General features: G+C 68.6%; 21 protein-coding genes and 1 pseudogene. 13 read left to right on the top strand and 9 right to left on the bottom strand.

Annotation, left to right across the window (positions count from 1 at the left end; all coding sequences use genetic code 11):
* Positions 1-82 precede the first annotated feature (82 nt).
* Positions 83-994: a sterol desaturase family protein gene (locus BOSE46_RS04095; protein WP_159538508.1), complete on the top strand. Its 912-nt coding sequence runs from the start codon at positions 83-85 to the stop codon at positions 992-994.
* Positions 995-997: 3 nt separating this feature from the next.
* Here BOSE46_RS04095 and BOSE46_RS04100 read toward each other — a convergent pair whose 3' ends face one another.
* Both BOSE46_RS04100 and BOSE46_RS04105 read right to left on the bottom strand, forming a co-directional pair.
* A complete protein-coding gene (locus BOSE46_RS04100) occupies positions 998-1297 on the bottom strand; it encodes a transcriptional regulator (RefSeq protein WP_159538509.1) in 300 nt (99 codons plus the stop codon).
* Positions 1294-1767, bottom strand: a complete 474-nt coding sequence (locus BOSE46_RS04105; RefSeq protein ID WP_159538510.1) for a hypothetical protein — start codon at positions 1765-1767, stop codon at positions 1294-1296. The genes BOSE46_RS04100 and BOSE46_RS04105 overlap by 4 nt, the downstream gene beginning before the upstream one ends.
* A 102-nt stretch (positions 1768-1869) precedes the next feature.
* Between BOSE46_RS04105 and BOSE46_RS04110 the strand changes: the two genes are divergently transcribed.
* From BOSE46_RS04110 to BOSE46_RS04145, 8 genes and pseudogenes are all read left to right on the top strand, one after another.
* Positions 1870-2640 (top strand): crotonase/enoyl-CoA hydratase family protein, encoded by a 771-nt coding sequence (locus tag BOSE46_RS04110; RefSeq protein WP_159538511.1) that lies wholly within the window; start codon positions 1870-1872, stop codon positions 2638-2640.
* Between the two features lie 187 nt (positions 2641-2827).
* Positions 2828-3259 (top strand): annotated as a pseudogene (gene rpsP / locus BOSE46_RS04115) (30S ribosomal protein S16); the annotation flags it as partial.
* Between the two features lie 137 nt (positions 3260-3396).
* The gene (locus BOSE46_RS04120; RefSeq protein ID WP_159539368.1) at positions 3397-3636 is read left to right on the top strand and encodes an RNA-binding protein; all 240 of its coding nucleotides are present in this window, start codon (positions 3397-3399) and stop codon (positions 3634-3636) included.
* A 5-nt stretch (positions 3637-3641) separates the two neighbouring features.
* On the top strand, positions 3642-4175 hold the full coding sequence (gene rimM / locus BOSE46_RS04125) for a ribosome maturation factor RimM (protein ID WP_159538513.1): 534 nt from the start codon (positions 3642-3644) through the stop codon (positions 4173-4175).
* A 1-nt stretch (position 4176) separates the two neighbouring features.
* Positions 4177-4857: a tRNA (guanosine(37)-N1)-methyltransferase TrmD gene (trmD, locus tag BOSE46_RS04130; protein ID WP_159538514.1), complete on the top strand. Its 681-nt coding sequence runs from the start codon at positions 4177-4179 to the stop codon at positions 4855-4857.
* A gap of 149 nt (positions 4858-5006) precedes the next feature.
* Positions 5007-5357, top strand: coding sequence for a 50S ribosomal protein L19 (gene rplS, locus BOSE46_RS04135; protein WP_159538515.1), 351 nt, complete (start codon positions 5007-5009; stop codon positions 5355-5357).
* Between the two features lie 52 nt (positions 5358-5409).
* A complete protein-coding gene (locus tag BOSE46_RS04140) occupies positions 5410-6066 on the top strand; it encodes a ribonuclease HII (protein ID WP_159538516.1) in 657 nt (218 codons plus the stop codon).
* Complete coding sequence (locus tag BOSE46_RS04145) at positions 6056-6370, top strand: DUF2469 domain-containing protein (RefSeq protein ID WP_056215024.1); 315 nt, start codon at positions 6056-6058, stop codon at positions 6368-6370. Before BOSE46_RS04140 ends, BOSE46_RS04145 begins: the two co-directional genes overlap by 11 nt.
* On the opposite strand, the gene BOSE46_RS04150 is transcribed toward BOSE46_RS04145, so the two are convergent.
* Positions 6345-6944: a GNAT family N-acetyltransferase gene (locus BOSE46_RS04150; RefSeq protein ID WP_159538517.1), complete on the bottom strand. Its 600-nt coding sequence runs from the start codon at positions 6942-6944 to the stop codon at positions 6345-6347. The two genes, BOSE46_RS04145 and BOSE46_RS04150, sit on opposite strands and share 26 nt — an antisense overlap.
* A gap of 30 nt (positions 6945-6974) precedes the next feature.
* Complete coding sequence (locus tag BOSE46_RS04155) at positions 6975-7466, bottom strand: cupin domain-containing protein (RefSeq protein ID WP_159538518.1); 492 nt, start codon at positions 7464-7466, stop codon at positions 6975-6977.
* 68 nt (positions 7467-7534) lie between these two features.
* Between BOSE46_RS04155 and BOSE46_RS04160 the strand changes: the two genes are divergently transcribed.
* Complete coding sequence (locus BOSE46_RS04160) at positions 7535-8146, top strand: TetR/AcrR family transcriptional regulator (protein WP_159538519.1); 612 nt, start codon at positions 7535-7537, stop codon at positions 8144-8146.
* On the opposite strand, the gene BOSE46_RS04165 is transcribed toward BOSE46_RS04160, so the two are convergent.
* Both BOSE46_RS04165 and BOSE46_RS04170 read right to left on the bottom strand, forming a co-directional pair.
* The gene (locus BOSE46_RS04165) at positions 8127-8687 is read right to left on the bottom strand and encodes a hypothetical protein (RefSeq protein ID WP_159538520.1); all 561 of its coding nucleotides are present in this window, start codon (positions 8685-8687) and stop codon (positions 8127-8129) included. The two genes, BOSE46_RS04160 and BOSE46_RS04165, sit on opposite strands and share 20 nt — an antisense overlap.
* Positions 8688-8740: 53 nt before the next feature.
* On the bottom strand, positions 8741-10477 hold the full coding sequence (locus BOSE46_RS04170) for a hypothetical protein (protein ID WP_159538521.1): 1737 nt from the start codon (positions 10475-10477) through the stop codon (positions 8741-8743).
* Positions 10478-10610: 133 nt separating this feature from the next.
* On the opposite strand from BOSE46_RS04170, the gene BOSE46_RS04175 reads away from it, so the two are divergent.
* The 3 genes from BOSE46_RS04175 to dprA are packed head-to-tail and all read left to right on the top strand — an operon-like array spanning position 10611 to position 13689.
* Entirely contained in the window at positions 10611-10973 is a 363-nt protein-coding gene (locus tag BOSE46_RS04175) for a YraN family protein (protein WP_159538522.1), read from the top strand.
* A complete protein-coding gene (locus BOSE46_RS04180) occupies positions 10973-12553 on the top strand; it encodes a YifB family Mg chelatase-like AAA ATPase (protein WP_201299517.1) in 1581 nt (526 codons plus the stop codon). The genes BOSE46_RS04175 and BOSE46_RS04180 overlap by 1 nt, the downstream gene beginning before the upstream one ends.
* Positions 12550-13689, top strand: coding sequence for a DNA-processing protein DprA (dprA, locus tag BOSE46_RS04185; protein ID WP_159538523.1), 1140 nt, complete (start codon positions 12550-12552; stop codon positions 13687-13689). The genes BOSE46_RS04180 and dprA overlap by 4 nt, the downstream gene beginning before the upstream one ends.
* 9 nt (positions 13690-13698) lie before the next feature.
* Here the strand turns inward: dprA and rbsD are convergent, their stop codons facing one another.
* Genes rbsD through BOSE46_RS04200 form a run of 3 tightly spaced genes read right to left on the bottom strand, consistent with a single transcriptional unit; the run spans position 13699 to position 15793 of the window.
* Entirely contained in the window at positions 13699-14085 is a 387-nt protein-coding gene (gene rbsD / locus BOSE46_RS04190; protein WP_159538524.1) for a D-ribose pyranase, read from the bottom strand.
* Between the two features lie 9 nt (positions 14086-14094).
* Entirely contained in the window at positions 14095-15039 is a 945-nt protein-coding gene (locus tag BOSE46_RS04195; RefSeq protein WP_159538525.1) for a ribokinase, read from the bottom strand.
* Positions 15029-15793: an ATP-binding cassette domain-containing protein gene (locus BOSE46_RS04200; RefSeq protein WP_159538526.1), complete on the bottom strand. Its 765-nt coding sequence runs from the start codon at positions 15791-15793 to the stop codon at positions 15029-15031. The genes BOSE46_RS04195 and BOSE46_RS04200 overlap by 11 nt, the downstream gene beginning before the upstream one ends.
* Between the last annotated feature and the right edge of the window lie 2 nt (positions 15794-15795).

Here is a 15795-nt window from a genome sequence, read left to right on the forward strand (position 1 = left end):
GTCGCGTGACGGGAATGGCTGCGACAGGCTATCGCGGTTCGATTCGGCTGTCCGTGGAACGCCCGCATGCGAGCATGACCGGATGTGGGAAGCGTTTTCGCACAACCTGAAGGACCCGGCCGGCGCCGCCGTGCCGTTCTTCCTGCTCTTCATGCTCATCGAAATGGCTGCAGTCAGGCGCGAGGATCGCGAGGATCGCGAGCTCGCGGGCGAGGCGCCGCGGGGGATGGGCTACCTCAGGGAGGACACCCGCGCGAGCCTGACGATGTTCGTCGGCTCGATCGCGTTCTCGGCGATCTTCCGCACCGCGGCATTCCTGCTCTACACCGTCCTCTACGTCCACCTGGCGCCGTGGCACCTCTCGGCCAGGAACCCGTGGACGTGGGTCGGCGTGCTGCTCGGCGTCGACCTGCTCTGGTACACCTACCACCGGTTCTCGCACCGCGTACGCCTCGGCTGGGCGGGCCACCAGGCCCACCACTCGAGCGTCTACTTCAACTTCTCGACCGCGCTGCGGCAGAAGTGGAACCAGTGGTTCGAGGTGCTGATCTGGCTGCCGCTCCCGCTGCTGGGAGTCCCGCCGTGGATGATCTACTTCACGTTCTCGATCAACCTGATCTGGCAGTTCCACCTGCACACCGAGAAGATCGACCGGTTCCCCCGGTGCTGGGAGGCCGTGTTCAACACCCCGTCGCACCACCGTGTGCACCACGGTTCGGACCCGATCTACCTCGACCGCAACTACGGCGGCATCCTCATCGTGTGGGACCGCCTGTTCAGGTCGTTCCAGGCTGAGCTGCACCGGCCGACGTACGGGCTCACGTATCCGGTCGGCACCTACAACGTGTGGCAGCTGCAGTACGGCGAGTACGTCAAGATCTGGCACGACGTCAGGCGGGCACCACGATGGAGGGACCGGTTGGCGTACGTCTTCGGGCCGCCCGGCTGGCAGCCGCCGCAGCCGGCGCCGCGTGACTTCGTCAGCCCGTCCTGACGGTCAGGTGCCGGCCGGGTCGATGACGGCGCGAAGAGCGGCGACGTGGCCGTCGAACGCCTTGCGACCGACCGGCGTCAGACGTACGCGCACCCGTCGCCGACGGTCCTCGAGGGGTCGCTCGATGCTGATGTAGCCGGCACCCTCGAGCGTCGCGAACTGCTTGGACAGGGCTGAGTCGGAAAGATTCAGCCGATCGCGTACGAAGGCGAAGTCGATCCAGTCCGCCGAGGCGAGGAGCGCCACGATCGACAGGCGCGTGGCGGGGTGGATCAGCTCGTCGAACTGCGGCTGTGAGCTCATCCGCGCCGAGCCGAGCGCCGGGCGAGGAAGGCCACCAGGCCGGGCCCACCGCACACGATCGCGACGGCAGGGGCGATGCTGGCCATCGTCGATGCGTGGCGGGCCCCGTCGGCGTCAGCGAGGAAGCCGAGCGCCACGGTGATGACGCCGAGCGCCACGATGCAGGCGAACAGCACGATCGGCAGGTGCCGATCGACGACATCCGCCCGGATCGTGAGACTCGACGACCGCCGCCGCCCCGACAGCACGCGCTGCGCCACCGCCGCGTGCACCGCACCGAAGACCAGGGTCGCGCCGCTGATCACCCAGGCATTGCCGAGGTCGCTGGCCACGCCGAGTGCGACCCAGCCGGCTGCGAGCCCGCACCAGTACCAGGCCGGAATGCCGATCTGCGCGATGACCTCCTGCTCCCGGTCGGCGATCACCTTGAGTGCGAGCCGGGCCTCGGCCTCGCTGATCTCGTCTGTCATGTCGTACCCACTTTCCTGTCAGGAAAGTGAGGCTACGGTTTCCTGGTGGGAAAGTCAACGTCGCGTATCGCGGGTGACCAGTCGTGTGGAAAGAATGGGTCCATGGATCACGTTCGGTATGACGTCGACGAGAACATCTGCACGATCACGATGGACCGGCCCGAGGTGCGCAACGCCGTGGACGGCCCGATGGCCGCCGACCTGCGCGAGGCGTTCCAGCAGTTCGAGGAGGACGAGTCGCTGGCCGTCGCCGTGCTCACCGGTGCCGGCGGCACGTTCTGCGCGGGCGCCGACCTCTCGGCGGTCGACGACCCGGAGCGCCGCAACGAGCTCGATCCCGAGGGCCTCGGCGGAGGTCCCATGGGGCCCAGTCGCCTGGAGCTGACCAAGCCCGTCATCGCGGCGGTCTCCGGTCACGCCGTCGCGGGCGGACTGGAGCTCGCCCTGCTCGCCGACCTGCGGGTGGTCGAGGAGGACGCGGTGTTCGGCGTGTTCTGCCGGCGCTGGGGTGTGCCCCTGATCGACGGCGGCACGGTGCGCCTGCCGCGGATCATCGGCCAGGGCCGGGCGCTGGACATGATCCTCACCGGCCGTCCCGTCGGTGCCCACGAGGCGCTGCAGATGGGGTTGGCCAACCGCGTCGTCCCGGTGGGGGAGTCGCTGACCGTTGCGCACGATCTCGCCGAGCAGATCGCCGCGTTCCCGGCCGAGTGCATGAAGGCCGACCGCGCCTCCGCCTATCGCCAGTGGGACCTGCCCCTCGATGCCGCGCTGCGTTCCGAAGGCGCCAACGGCGTACCGGTCGTGATGCAGGAAGGCGCCGCCGGAGCCGCCCGGTTCGCCGGCGGCGAAGGCCGCCACGGCGAGTTCTGAGGCGGGGAAGTCCTGGGGCGCGGCCGAATTGGAGCCGTGGCCCGTGTTCTGGCAGAATGGGCCCTTGCGTCCGGTACGCGTGGAGACCCTCTCATCTTCAAGCGCCGGCTCACCGATTTCGTCGGCCGTGTCCCCACGCGGCTCCGGCAGGTCACCACAAACACACATCTGAGGAGACACCACACTCGTGGCAGTCAAGATTCGCCTGAAGCGTATGGGCAAGATCCGCACGCCGTTCTACCGCATCGTCGTCGCCGACTCGCGCACCAAGCGTGACGGACGCGTCATCGAGGAGATCGGCACCTACAACCCCAAGGCAGACCCGTCGATCATCAAGGTCGACGGCGACCGCGCCCAGTACTGGCTCGGCGTCGGCGCCCAGCCGACCGAGGCCGTCGCAGCCCTGCTCAAGATCACGGGCGACATCGGTGGCAAGAACACCATGAAGTTCGCGGACGAGAAGCGCAGCAAGGAAGACATCTTCCAGGAAGCGCTCAAGGAGCTCCACAACGAGCCCAAGGCCGACGCGACGACCAAGAAGGCCGCTGCTGCCAAGAAGGCTGCCGCCAAGGCTGACGAAGCGCCCGCCGAGGAGGCCAAGGCTGAAGAGCCCAAGGCTGACGAAGCGCCCGCCGACGAGGCCAAGGCCGAAGAGGCACCCGCCGAGGAGGCCAAGGCTGAAGAGCCCAAGGCCGACGAGGCACCTGCCGACGCTGCGCCCGCCGACGAGGCCAAGGCCTGATCGTGGCAGCCCCCATGATCGAGGTCATCGAGCACCTCGTCGCCGGCATCGTCGACAGCCCTGACGATGTCAACGTGCGCGCCAAGCAGACGCGCAACGGCGAGCTGTTCGAGGTCCGGGTCAACCCGGACGACCTCGGCAAGGTCATCGGTCGCCAAGGCCGCACGGCCACCGCCATCCGCAAGGTCGCGGGCGCAATCGCCGGACGTGGCGGCGCGCGCATCGACTTCGTGGACGTCGACCGTCGCAACTGACAACCATGCAGGTCGTCATCGGCCGCATCGGCCGGGCCCACGGCATCCGTGGTGAGCTGAACGTCGACATCCGAACCGACGAGCCCGAACGGCGTTTCGCCCCGGGCTCGTCGGTCGTTTGCGGCGACCGTACGCTCACGATCGCGCGCGCCCGGCACCACAGCGGACGCCTGGTCGTGTCGTTCGAGGAGGTCCCCGACCGCACCGCCGCCGAGGCGTTGCACGGCCGGATCATCGAGGCCGACATCGACCCGCTCGAGCTCCCGGGCGATCCCGACGAGTTCTACGACCACCAGCTGGTCGGGCTTGAAGCGCGTACGGGCGACGCGGTCGTCGGCACCGTGACCGGCATCGTGCATGGCCCCTACCAGGACACGCTGGCGATCAAGATCGACGGCCGCGAGGTGTTCATCCCGTTCGTCACCGAGATCGTGCCCGTCGTCGACGTCACGGGCGGCTTCGTGACGATCAACGAGATCGCGGGACTGCTCGACCCGGCCGAGGCCGAGAATGCCGCCTCGGACGTGGCGGTCGACTGACGTGCAGATCGACGTCGTCTCCATCTTCCCGGCCTACCTCGACGCGCTGCAGCTCTCGCTCGCCGGCAAGGCGCAGGTTGCCGGTCTGCTTCAGGTCACGACGCACGACCTGCGCGACTTCACCACCGACAAGCACCGCAGCGTCGACGACACCCCCTATGGCGGGGGAGCGGGCATGGTCATGAAGGCCGAGCCGTGGGGCGAGGCGCTCGACGCGTTGGCCACCGACTCGGCCGTCATCGTCGTGCCGACGCCGTCGGGCACGCCGTTCACACAGCGGATGGCTGAGCGGCTCAGCGCCGAGGAGCATCTCGTGTTCGCCTGCGGGCGCTACGAAGGCATCGACCAGCGGGTCATTGACCACGCCGCCGGCCGGTGGCGCGTCGAGGAGGTCTCCCTCGGCGACTTCGTGCTCAACGGCGGGGAGGTCGCCGCGCTCGCGATGATCGAGGCCGTCGTTCGCCTGATCCCCGGCTTCATGGGCAATCCGGAGTCGCTCGTCGAGGAGTCGCACGGTGACGACGGCCTGCTGGAGTACCCCGTCTACACCAAGCCGGCCAACTGGCGGGGCCTCGACGTGCCAGAGATCCTGCTGTCCGGCAACCACGCAGCGATCGCCGCATGGCGACGCGAGCAGGCGCTCGAGCGTACGCGGCAGCGCCGGCCCGACCTGCTCGCATAGCCGATTTCCTTCGGGGCATGCGCATGTGGCAACATTGACCCTTGGCGCCGACGGTTCTGCCTCAGGGGAATCGTGTTCACCGCCGCATCAAAACTTCCGCATTCGTACGCTATCCGTGGGTGACCTGTGGCACCGGCGAGGAGTAGATCATGACCAACATCGTCGATCAGGTCGCCAGCGCATCGCTGCGCACCGACCTCCCTGACTTCCGCCCCGGCGACACGCTCGACGTGCACGTCAAGGTCATCGAGGGCAGCCGCTCGCGCATCCAGGTGTTCAAGGGCGTCTGCATCAAGGTGCAGGGCTCGGGCATCGGCCGCACGTTCACGGTCCGCAAGGTCAGCTTCGGCGTCGGCGTGGAGCGTACGTTCCCGCTGCACACCCCGGTCATCGAGAAGATCGAGGTCGCCACGCGCGGCGACGTCCGCCGGGCCAAGCTCTACTACCTCCGCAACCTGCGCGGCAAGGCTGCCAAGATCAAGGAAAAGCGCGACGTCTGAGCACCGGTGAGTTGCCTGCCGCGCCGTTGATGGTGCGGGTTAGGCTCACTGCGTGACACGTCTGGCCAAGGGAGCAACGATCCGGCGCGATGCCGGGCTCTACGGCTTCGAACGCGCGCTGGCCCGCCAGGGTCTGCACCCCGTCGCGGGTGTGGACGAGGCGGGCCGCGGCGCGTGCGCCGGCCCTCTCGTGGCGTCTGCCGTGGTCCTCGAGCGACCCATCAAGGGACTCGCCGACTCCAAGCTGCTCACCGAGAAGCGCCGTGAGGCCTGCTTCGACCTGATCATGGAGCGCGCGGTCGACGTGTCGGTCGTCGTCATCCCGGCGGCCGAGTGCGACCGCATGGGCCTGCACGTCGCCAACATCGCGGCACTGCGCCGGGCCCTGGCTCGTCTCGCGGTGCGACCCGGCTACGTCCTCACGGACGGCTTCCCGGTCGACGGCCTGGGCGCTCCCGGCCTGGCGATGTGGAAGGGCGACCGTGTCGCGGCGTCGATCGCGGCGGCATCGGTCATCGCCAAGGTCACCCGCGATCGCCTGATGGTCCAGATGCACGAGGACTATCCGGCATACGATTTCGCCACGCACAAGGGCTACAGCACGTCGACCCACCAGGAGGCGCTGAAGCTGCATGGGCCGTGCGCCGAGCACCGGCGCAGATACGTCAACGTACGAGCAGCAATGGAAGGCGTCACGAATGAGCTCTGAGGATCTCGAGCGGTACGAGTCGGAGATGGAGCTCGCGCTCTACCGGGAGTACCGCGACGTCGTGACGATCTTCAAGTACGTCGTGGAGACCGACCGCCGCTTCTACCTGTGCAACCAGGTCGACGTGAAGGTGCGCTCCGAGACCGGCGACGCCTACTTCGAGGTCTCGATGAACGACGCGTGGGTCTGGGACATCTATCGCCCCGCTCGCTTCGCCAAGAACGTCAAGGTGCTGACGTTCAAGGACGTCAACGTCGAGGAGCTGCAGGGCTCGGACTTCAAGGTGCCCGGCGCCGACGACTGACGTCGAGAGCCAGCACCGCGCGCGCGTCCGTCGGCCGGGCGACCTCGCGGAAGCCCGCGTCGCCGAACAGGCGCACGGAGCCGTGGAACAGCTCGTTGCTGCTCGCCTTCCGCCGGTCGGTGTCGATCGGATACGCCTCGACGACCCGCGCGCCGTGAGCCGCGGCGTGATCGACCGCTGCGGCCGTCAGCGCTGTGGCGAGCCCTTGGCCGCGATGGTCCCGGCGTACGACGAAGCACGTGATCGCCCAGACGTCGGCGTCATCGATCGGCTCGGCGCTCGCCTTGACGATGCGTGAGCGGGCCAGTGCCGGCTGCGAGGGTCGAGGACCGACCCGGACCCAGGCGGCAGGGACGTCATCGACGTACGCGATGAGGGCCGGAGCAGACTCGGCCTGCTTGAGCTCACGCCGGAGCAGGGCGCGCTTGTCGTCGCTGCTGCTGGCGTCGAAGTCCTTGCGCCGGATGATGAACCACTGGCACGAACAGCTCGCTCCGTCGCCGCCGCCGGTCAGGGTGTGCTCGACGTCGGACCAGGGGGCCTCCGTCGCCGGCTCGATGCGGATCGTGGGCATGCCCCATCGTACGAATGTCGCCCGACAGTGTCAGTGCGCGAACGGCGGTGGCCCGAGCAGCACCATGCCGCCGTTGCGCTGACCTGACGCGGCGATCCGGTCGAAGTCGACCTCGCCGGTGCTCACGTCGTCGGCGATCGGATCGCTCGCGTCCCAGAAGAACGACTCGATGTTGCCGGGCGTCTGCAGGCACAGCATGCGAGCGAACGGCGACGTGACCATGAACGCGTGGGGGAGCCCGCGGGTGGCGAGCATCATGCCGCCCTCGGCGATGCTCTGCTCGGTGCCGTCGAGGTGCATCAGGATTTCACCTTCGAGCACCATGAACATCTCATCGGTCTCCGGGTGGAAGTGCAGGGGCGTGACCTTGCCCTGCTCCATGCGGTCCTCGAACATCAAGAACGCGCCGTCCGAGTCCTTGGCCCGAACTTTCCACGTGTGCACACCGCCGCCGGCGAACCAGCGACGTTCGCCCTCGGTCGCGGCCTTGACGATGGATGTGGGTGCGGCTGTGTTGTTCATGACGCCTTCTCCTTGATCCGTGTCGTGGGACACCAGTCCCATAACGAGACTGCAGTACCATCTTGTGTATGTCAACACCGTACGAGGCCAGTGGCCGCGTCGAGCAGAAGAGCCGTACGCGCACGGCGCTCGTGACTGCAGCGCGCGAGATGGTCTCTCGCGGGCTCGCACCGAGCGTCCCTGAAACCGCTGATGCGGCGGGGATCTCGCGCACCACGGCGTACCGCTACTTCCCCAACCAGCGCACGCTCCTGGCGGCCGCACATCCGGAGACGGGGGCCGAGTCCATGCTGGGGGACAACCCGTCGACAGATCCGGCGAAGCGGCTCGACGAGGTCATTGCCCGGTTCACCGCCGTGATCCTGGAGACCGAGGCGCAGCAGCGAACCATGCTGCGACTCTCGCTCGAGGACGACCCGGAGGCGCGCGGCGGGCAGCCACTGCGCCAAGGACGCGCCATCGGCTGGATCACCGAGGCGCTAGACCCCCTACGCGATCAGCTGTCGGACGACGAGCTGCACCGGCTGGTGCTGGCGATCCGCAGCGCCACCGGGATCGAGGCGCTGGTCTGGCTCACCGACATCGGCGGGCTGTCCCGCGAGGCGGCAGTCGAGCTGATGCGGTGGTCCGCCCAGTCGATGCTGCAGGCCGCCCTCGGCGCTACTTCTCGTACAGGTTGACGTGGTACTTGATGATCGCCGAGCCGTCGCGGTTCACCGGGTCGAACACGCCGCCCACGCCGACGGTCAGGTAGCCGATCTTGGTGTTGCCGCCGCCTTCGACCCGATGATTGGCCTCGACGCCTGAGGTCGGCCGGTTCTCGATGTCTTGCCGCCATTGGTCGACCGGTTCGGTGCCCATGCCGAACGCCTTCAGGGACGTACTCATGACCTTGTAGGCCGTCTCGAGCGGCATCGGCGCCATGCGGAAGTCCATGCCTGTCGGGCGAGTGGGATCGGCAGGATCCTTGTGCATGACCCGGTCGAACACCACGAGCGTGGCGTCGATCGTCAGCTCGTGATCGTCCGGCAGCAGGAAGCGGACGCGCCGCGGCTTCCTCGTCTCGTAGCCCACGTAGTCCTTGCCGGAACGCAAGCCGACGTCGTCAGCCGAGGGAGGAGTCCGCAGGTCCCACACCTCGACCCCCTTGTCATCGGTCGGCGCCGTCGCGTGCGGGGTCTCCTTGCCACTGGGGTCCTTGTCGTCGCCGTTGAAGCTCACTGTGCATCCTGTCGTCGTCAGAAGTCCGACCAGCGTCATCACGATCGCCCGTCTCACCATCCCGCCTTCACCTCGACATCGACGTCGGTGCCCTCGACGAACACCTCGGCGAGATCGTCGATGCGGTGGTGGATGCGGAACTCGTCGATGCGGTCACCCATGTCACGGTCCATGATGTCGGCAAGTTCCTCGCGCCCACCGGGCCGATCGAGCAGGTCGACGTAGGCCGGCAGCGTGTCGTTGGTGAAGTAGTCCCAGCGATCCTCCCAGTCGGCGACGTTGCCGGTCGGGATGGGGATCGACACGTCGACCGATGTGGTGACCTTGCCAGGACCCCACGGGTCCACGGTGACAGAGGCGCCGAACTCCGTCGGCGAGTACTGGCCCATGGTGTGCGCGCCGGGCACCGAGACCTGGCCGACGGTCGAGAACATCTTGGTGACCAGCTCGCCGGTGCCGGGGTGGTTGCGCATGTCGTCGTAGTCGTCCTGGATGATGTCGTGCTGCTCGCGGTAGGCCATCTTGTAGGCGGCCTCGTGCAGCTCCTCGGGCGTCGAGGTCGGGTCGTTGATGACGCGCCAGGAGTCGAGCATGTCGTCCGTCGCGTACGGGTTGGTGGTCTTCTCGAACAGGCCGGCGTCCGCCATCTCCTGGATGGCCGGCATACCCCCGTCGGCGTACGCCTGGTTCATCGAGCCCATGTCGAGGAAGATCTGCTGCTGCATCGACAGGAACTTCTGCTCGAACCACGTCACCTCGTCCTCGCCGAGGTTCGCCAGCTGCTCCGCGGCTTCGCGGGTCAGCGGGTACGGAAGGGGCACCCAGTCGGGGATCTTGCCCGAGGCGTCCTGGTACTTCTGCAGGATCTCGCGCATCGTGCCGAGGTCGAGGAACCCGGCCGCGAAGGACGGTCCGACGAGGTTGGCGAGTCCGGCCCACTCCATGTTGGGGTTCTTCTTGAACAGCTCGCCGTAGTAGTCGTAGACCTTCTCGATGATGTCGCTGAGCGCCGGCGCACCCCGGGTGATGTCCCAGTCGTCGATGTTGATCCCGGCTTCCTTCAACGCCTTGGACTGCCAGTAGACCTGCAGCAGCTGGGCGTAGTCGCGTGGGTCGAGGCCGAGCGATCGGGCGAGGTCGAGACGCAGCTGGAGCACCTCGAGCGGGGTTCCGAGCTCTGGGGGATCGAAGAGCCTGAGCGCGCGTGCGGCTTCGTCGCGGGTGAGGGTGATCGTGGGGTAGAGCACCAACGCCTCGAGAGGAAGCAGGCCGTCGGCGAACATCCGCCGGATGTCGGCGTCGGAGGGGTTCCTGAGCAGGTGGGCGGCGTGATGGGCATCGTCGTCCAGCTTGCGGAGCGCGGTGCGGTAGCGCGGACGCAGATCTGCCTCGATCGCGCTGTTGGAGGCGGGATCGGGACCGGTGTGGTCGGGGTCGTGGCGCTCACGGTTGGCGGCTGAGACCCTCGTGGCGTACTCGTCGTTGAGCGTCTTGACGGTCGCGTCGAACGTGGTGGCATCGGCGGCGAAGCCACGGATCGCTCCGATCGCGACCAAGGCATGGCTCGCGAGGCGGGCAGCGACTTGCTGGCCCGGCACGACCTGGCCGATGACGGCGCCGGTGATGCTGCCCTCAGTGTGCGAGCCGGCCTGACTGGCGTCGGAGTGCAGCTCCGTGGCCAGCGCCGTCAGGCGACTGGCGTTGATTGCCGGCGTCTCCATCGAGTCGTCGATGGCGGCCGGCGTCGTGCCGCCATAGAGCTCGGCGTAGTTCTCGAACGGTCCCCCCATGGGTGACAGTGTGCCCGAAACCGCAGTCGTCCCGCGACCCGAGCCCGTCCACAGGCCCGGCCGCGCCTCCGGCCGTCCACAGGGAGTCGCAGCGAGTCCTCCAACAGTCGGCCGACCCGGTGAGGCTGGCTTGATGACGTACGCGCGCAACAAGGCCCTCGGCACCTACGGCGAACGAGTCGCCGCTGATCATCTCGAGGCACTCGGCATGGTCGTGCTGGCCCGCAACTGGACGTGCCGGTTCGGCGAGATCGACATCGTCGCCCGCGACGGGTCGACGCTCGTGATCTGCGAGGTCAAGACCCGCACGAGCAACCATCACGGCGGGCCGTTCGAGGCGATCACCGGCCACAAGGCGACGCGGCTGCGTCGGCTCGCGATGCACTGGCTCGAGGTGAACGACGTCCAACCGCCGAGCCTGCGCATCGACATCGTCTCGGTGGTGGTCCCGCCCCGCGGTGCACCCGTCGTCGATCGCATCGCCGGGGTCGCCTGATGGCCGCGGCGACGCACTCGGTCACGCTCGACGGCTTGTCCGGGCGGCCGATCGAGGTCGAGGTCGACATCTCGGGCGGGATGCCTGCCACCGTGCTGGTCGGGCTCGCCGACACGATGGTCAACGAGGCGCGCGACCGATGCCGTTCGGCGGTCTCCAACTCCGGCACGACGTGGCCCGACCAACGCGTGACGATCAACCTGGCACCGTCGACCCTGCCCAAGACGGGTTCGCACTACGACCTGGCGATCGCCCTGGCGGTGTTCGCCGCCAAGTCGCTCGTGCCGGCTGAGCGTCTCGCTGATGCGGTGTTCCTCGGCGAGCTCGCTCTCGACGGGCGGCTGCGGGCCATACGCGGAGTGCTGCCGGCGACGCTCGCCGCTCTCGAAGCGGGCTTCGACCGGGTGTTCGTGCCCGAGGTCAACGTGCCAGAGGCCGAGCTCGTCCGGGGCATCTCGGTGGTTGGCGTCCGCTCGTTGCGGCAGACCGTTGCCCTGCTGACGGGAGGTGAGGAACCCGACGACCCGCCGGTGCCGGCGCTGGACGAGATCCCCGGCATGTCGTGGACGTCGGCGGACCGGCTGTCCCACCTCGACCTAGCGGACATCGCAGGCCAGGAGGACTCACGGATGGCTCTTGTCGTGGCCGCGGCCGGCGGCCACCACCTGTTGATGACGGGGCCGCCCGGCATCGGCAAGACGATGCTGGCCCAGCGCCTGCCCGGCCTGCTGCCCGATCTCACGCACGAGCAGTCGCTGGCGGTCAGCGCCGTCCACTCGGTCGCCGGCGTGCTGCCGAGCGATGCTCCGCTGCTGCGACGGCCGCCCTTCCTCGACCCGCACCACACCGCGAGCGCCGTGTCGATCGTCGGCGGTGGCAGCAAGGTGATTCGTCCCGGCGCGCTGTCGTTGGCACATCACGGAGTGCTGTTCCTCGATGAAGCACCTGAGTTCGCCAGCAACGTGCTCGAGGCGTTGCGGCAACCGTTGGAGAGCGGTCACGTGGTTGTGTCCCGTGCGGCCCAGACAGCGGCGTACCCGGCACGATTCCAGCTGCTGCTCGCCGCCAACCCGTGCCCGTGCGGTCTCAGCTCCGCCGTCAGTGACCAGTGCCGGTGCACCCCGTTGATGCGGCGCCGCTATTCCGACCGGCTCTCCGGGCCGATCCGGGATCGCATCGACATCCACCGCTCACTCTCCGCCCTGTCGAGACCGGAGCTCACCAACGCGCTGGCGGGCGGCCGGACGACGGCCGAGCTCGCAGCCAGCGTCGCGGAGGCGAGGGAGCGTCAGGCACACCGACTGCGTGAGACGACGTGGCGGCTGAACAGTGAGGTCCCGGGTGTCGAGCTGCGCAAGCACTGGCCCGTCAGTGATCAAGGCCGGGTCCTGGTCGACCAGCAGCTGCGCACCAACAAGCTCAATGCCAGGTCCGCTGACCGCATCTTGCGGCTGTCGTGGAGCGTCGCCGACCTGCACGGGCACGCCGTCCCAACAGGCGACGACGTCGACACGGCGCTGTCCCTCCGGCGCGGCACCCCGCTGGGCAGCGCCCTTCGCGACATGGTGCAGGCGTCATGACGCGGCAGGACAGGCTCGGGCTGAGCCTCGTCGTCGAGCCCGGCGATCCTCGACTGCGCAACCTCCTGCTGACGTACGAGCCCGCGGAGATCCTCGCCGCGATCCTGGGCCGGCATCGGCTTGGCGAGATCCGGATCCCCGACGCGTGGGCCGAACGAGGCCGCGCACTCGATCGCACGGCCGAGATTGCCGCCGCGAGAGCCAAGGCCGCAGGGCTGCGCTGGGTCACCCCTGGCGACAAGGAGTGGCCGATGGCGCTGTCGGACCTCGACCACGTCGAGCCCCTGCACGGCGCGACCGGAGCGCCCGTCGGGTTGTGGCTGCGCGGAGTCGGCCATCTCGCCGAGCTGTGTGAGCAGAGTGTCGCGATCGTCGGCGCCCGCGAGTGCACGACGTACGGCGCGGAGTGCGCTTCCGACCTGGCGGCCGACTGCGCCGACGCGGGGTGGACCGTGATCAGCGGAGCGGCCTACGGTGTCGACGGCTGCGCGCACCGAGGTGCGTTCATGATGAACGCACCGACCGCCGGGGTCCTGGCGTGTGGCGCCGACCTCGACTACCCGAAGTCCCACGGCGCGCTCATCGCCCGGATTGCCGAGGTCGGCGTGGTCATCAGCGAGCAGGCGCCGGGGGAGAAGCCGCTCAAGAACCGCTTCCTGTCCCGCAACCGCCTCATCGCCGCCCTGACGCAGGGGACGGTCGTGATCGAGGCGGCGGAGCGCAGTGGCTCGCTCAACACGCTCAACTGGGCCGATCAGCTCGGGCGCACCACGATGGCGCTCCCTGGCCCGGTGACCTCGAAGCAGTCGCTGGGGGTGCACGCCGCGATCCGGGCCGGCAAGGCGGTCGTCGTGACGCGTGGCCGCGAGATCATCGCGGAGCTGTCGGGCTTGGGTGCTGTCGCCGAGGAGCAGCCGTCCCTGCCGCTCACCGAGTTCGACCGGCTGCCGCCGGCCGCCCGGTCCACGTTGGACGGCCTCGACTGGGCCGCAGCGCGCACCGTCACCGAGATCGCCTCCACGGTGCGACTGGGCACGCGAGAGGTCAGGGCCGCCCTCGACCTGCTCGAACGACGTGGCCTGGTGCTTCGGGCCGGAGCCGAGTGGCTGCTCGCTCGCCGTGCTGACGTGGGCTGAGCCGCCGGCCTACCAGGGCACTCCAGAGCGCAGGATGACGTTGGCATACGGCGTCGCCTCGCCCGTACGCACGACGAACCGGCAGTCCGCGATACGGCTCTTGAAGTCATCGTGATCGAGCCGCTCGGGCGACACGTGCTCCTCCAGGACGCGGAGGATGTCGGGGTTCTGGGACTCGATGTCCTTGGAGACCCAAGCGGCCTCGACATCGACCGTGGCCAGCACGGGCCGCAGCACCGAGACGAAGCCCGGCAGGCCGTAGACCACCCCGAGATCGATGACCGGCACACCAGGTTGCACCGGCAGCCCGGAGTCGCTGATCGCGAAGAGGTCCGTGTGCCGGAGGCCGGCGAGGGCACCCACCAGGTCGGCGTGGATGAGTCCTGACAACTGCACGTGAGTCTCCTATCGGGGGGTGGATGTCGGCTCTGGCAGCAGGTGCAAAGCCTCAGCTGCCTCGGCGAGATCGGGGTACGAGCTGTGGGTGCCGGCCGCCTGCACCGAACGCGAAGCCGCTGCGGTGGCCCAGCTGACAGCCTGCGACAGAGTCGCCCCCGAGCCCAGCCGGGTGGCGAGGTGGCCGATGAAGACGTCGCCGGCACCGGTGGTGTCCCGGACCTCGACCTGCGGCGCAGGCTGGGTCCCTTGCTCGTCGGACGTCGTCCAGACTGCACCGTCAGGCCCCAACGTCGTCACGACACTGCGGGCTCCTCGCCGTACCAGCTCGGCCTGCGCGACCAACGCATCTGACGGGTTGCCGATCTCACGGCCGCTCAGGTGGGCGAGCTCGTGCTCGTTGACCACGAGCGGATCGCAACGTTGGAGCACCGCGTCGGAGACGTCGCGCGCCGGGGCGGCGTTGAGGACGAAACGGCCCGCCGTGAGCTGCGCGGTCCTCTCGATCGTCTCGTCCGGCACCTCGAGCTGGCAGATCACGACGTCAGCGGCGGCCACCAGGTGGTCCGACTCCTCGTGCGAGTCGTGCCACGACCAGTTGGCGCCGCCGACCACGACGATCGTGTTGTCGTGGTCGGCGACGTTGATGTACGCCACGCCGCTCTCGGTCCCCTCCACGACGTGGAGGTGCTGATGGCCGACCCCGTACGTCTCGAGACCGCTCCTCAGGATCTCGGCATCGGGGTCACCGCCGACCCGGCCGACGAACTCGACGTCAGCGCCGGCGAGCTGGGCCGCGACGGCCTGGTTGGCTCCCTTGCCACCGACATTGCGCCGGACGTGGTCGGCGATGATGGTCTCTCCCGGCACGGGAAGGTGCGACAGCTCGACGACCACGTCGAGGTTGATCGACCCGACCACCACGATGGCCGGGCGCGACGGGTCAGTCGTCACCGGAGATCGTCCCCGTGATGAGGCCGACCAGCTGGTCACCGTTCACGTCGCCCACCGCACGATGCGCGACTGCGCGACCCCGCCTGAGCGCGACGACGGTGTCCGAGACCCGCATGACCTGGTCGAGGTCGTGGCTGATGAGCAGCACCGTGACGCCCTGGTCGCGCAGCGAGTGGATGAGCCGCTCGACGGCCGCGGTCTCGCGGACACCGAGAGCTGCGGTCGGCTCGTCCATGATGACGAGCGACTCGCCCCAGGTCACGGCGCGAGCGATCGCGATCGACTGGCGCTGACCGCCCGACATCCGCCGCACTGTCGTACGTACGGACGGCACGTTGACGTCGAGTCGCTCGAGGATCTCCGAGCTCTTGTCGATCATCCCCTTGCGATCCAGGATGCCCAGGAGCGGGATCGGCTTGGTGAGCTCGCGGTTGAGGTAGAGGTTCTGCCACACCGTGAGGTCCTCCACGAGGCCGAGCTCCTGGTAGACCGTCTCCACGCCGAACGAGCGCGCGTCCTCGGGTGAGCTGAGCTTCGCGGGCTCGCCCTTGAACAGGATCTCGCCGTCGTCGGGGGAGTGGACGCCGGTCAGGCACCGCACCAGCGTCGACTTCCCGGCGCCGTTGTCGCCCACGATCGCGGTGACCTCGCCGGCTGCGATCGTGATCGACAGGTCGTCGAGCGCGCGTACGGCGTTGAAGGTCTTGACGAGGTGGCGCGCCTCCAGCATGGGCGCAGTTGTCGTGGTCGTCATGG

This window comes from Aeromicrobium sp. 9AM, from assembly GCF_902506105.1.
Lineage (GTDB): Bacteria > Actinomycetota > Actinomycetes > Propionibacteriales > Nocardioidaceae > Aeromicrobium.

Excerpts from the sequence above, each read along its gene's own strand:
- BOSE46_RS04110 (WP_159538511.1), top strand. The coding sequence starts at position 1,870 with ATGGATCACGTTCGGTATGACGTCGACGAGAACATCTGCACGATCACG.
- BOSE46_RS04200 (WP_159538526.1), bottom strand. The coding sequence starts at position 15,793 with ATGACGACCACGACAACTGCGCCCATGCTGGAGGCGCGCCACCTCGTC.
- BOSE46_RS04155 (WP_159538518.1), bottom strand. The coding sequence starts at position 7,466 with ATGAACAACACAGCCGCACCCACATCCATCGTCAAGGCCGCGACCGAG.
- BOSE46_RS04145 (WP_056215024.1), top strand. The coding sequence starts at position 6,056 with ATGAGCTCTGAGGATCTCGAGCGGTACGAGTCGGAGATGGAGCTCGCG.
- rimM (WP_159538513.1), top strand. The coding sequence starts at position 3,642 with ATGCAGGTCGTCATCGGCCGCATCGGCCGGGCCCACGGCATCCGTGGT.
- dprA (WP_159538523.1), top strand. The coding sequence starts at position 12,550 with ATGACGCGGCAGGACAGGCTCGGGCTGAGCCTCGTCGTCGAGCCCGGC.
- BOSE46_RS04160 (WP_159538519.1), top strand. The coding sequence starts at position 7,535 with ATGTCAACACCGTACGAGGCCAGTGGCCGCGTCGAGCAGAAGAGCCGT.
- rplS (WP_159538515.1), top strand. The coding sequence starts at position 5,007 with ATGACCAACATCGTCGATCAGGTCGCCAGCGCATCGCTGCGCACCGAC.
- BOSE46_RS04105 (WP_159538510.1), bottom strand. The coding sequence starts at position 1,767 with ATGACAGACGAGATCAGCGAGGCCGAGGCCCGGCTCGCACTCAAGGTG.
- BOSE46_RS04150 (WP_159538517.1), bottom strand. The coding sequence starts at position 6,944 with ATGCCCACGATCCGCATCGAGCCGGCGACGGAGGCCCCCTGGTCCGAC.
- BOSE46_RS04180 (WP_201299517.1), top strand. The coding sequence starts at position 10,973 with ATGGCCGCGGCGACGCACTCGGTCACGCTCGACGGCTTGTCCGGGCGG.
- BOSE46_RS04175 (WP_159538522.1), top strand. The coding sequence starts at position 10,611 with ATGACGTACGCGCGCAACAAGGCCCTCGGCACCTACGGCGAACGAGTC.
- BOSE46_RS04120 (WP_159539368.1), top strand. The coding sequence starts at position 3,397 with ATGATCGAGGTCATCGAGCACCTCGTCGCCGGCATCGTCGACAGCCCT.
- BOSE46_RS04170 (WP_159538521.1), bottom strand. The coding sequence starts at position 10,477 with ATGGGGGGACCGTTCGAGAACTACGCCGAGCTCTATGGCGGCACGACG.
- BOSE46_RS04095 (WP_159538508.1), top strand. The coding sequence starts at position 83 with ATGTGGGAAGCGTTTTCGCACAACCTGAAGGACCCGGCCGGCGCCGCC.
- BOSE46_RS04100 (WP_159538509.1), bottom strand. The coding sequence starts at position 1,297 with ATGAGCTCACAGCCGCAGTTCGACGAGCTGATCCACCCCGCCACGCGC.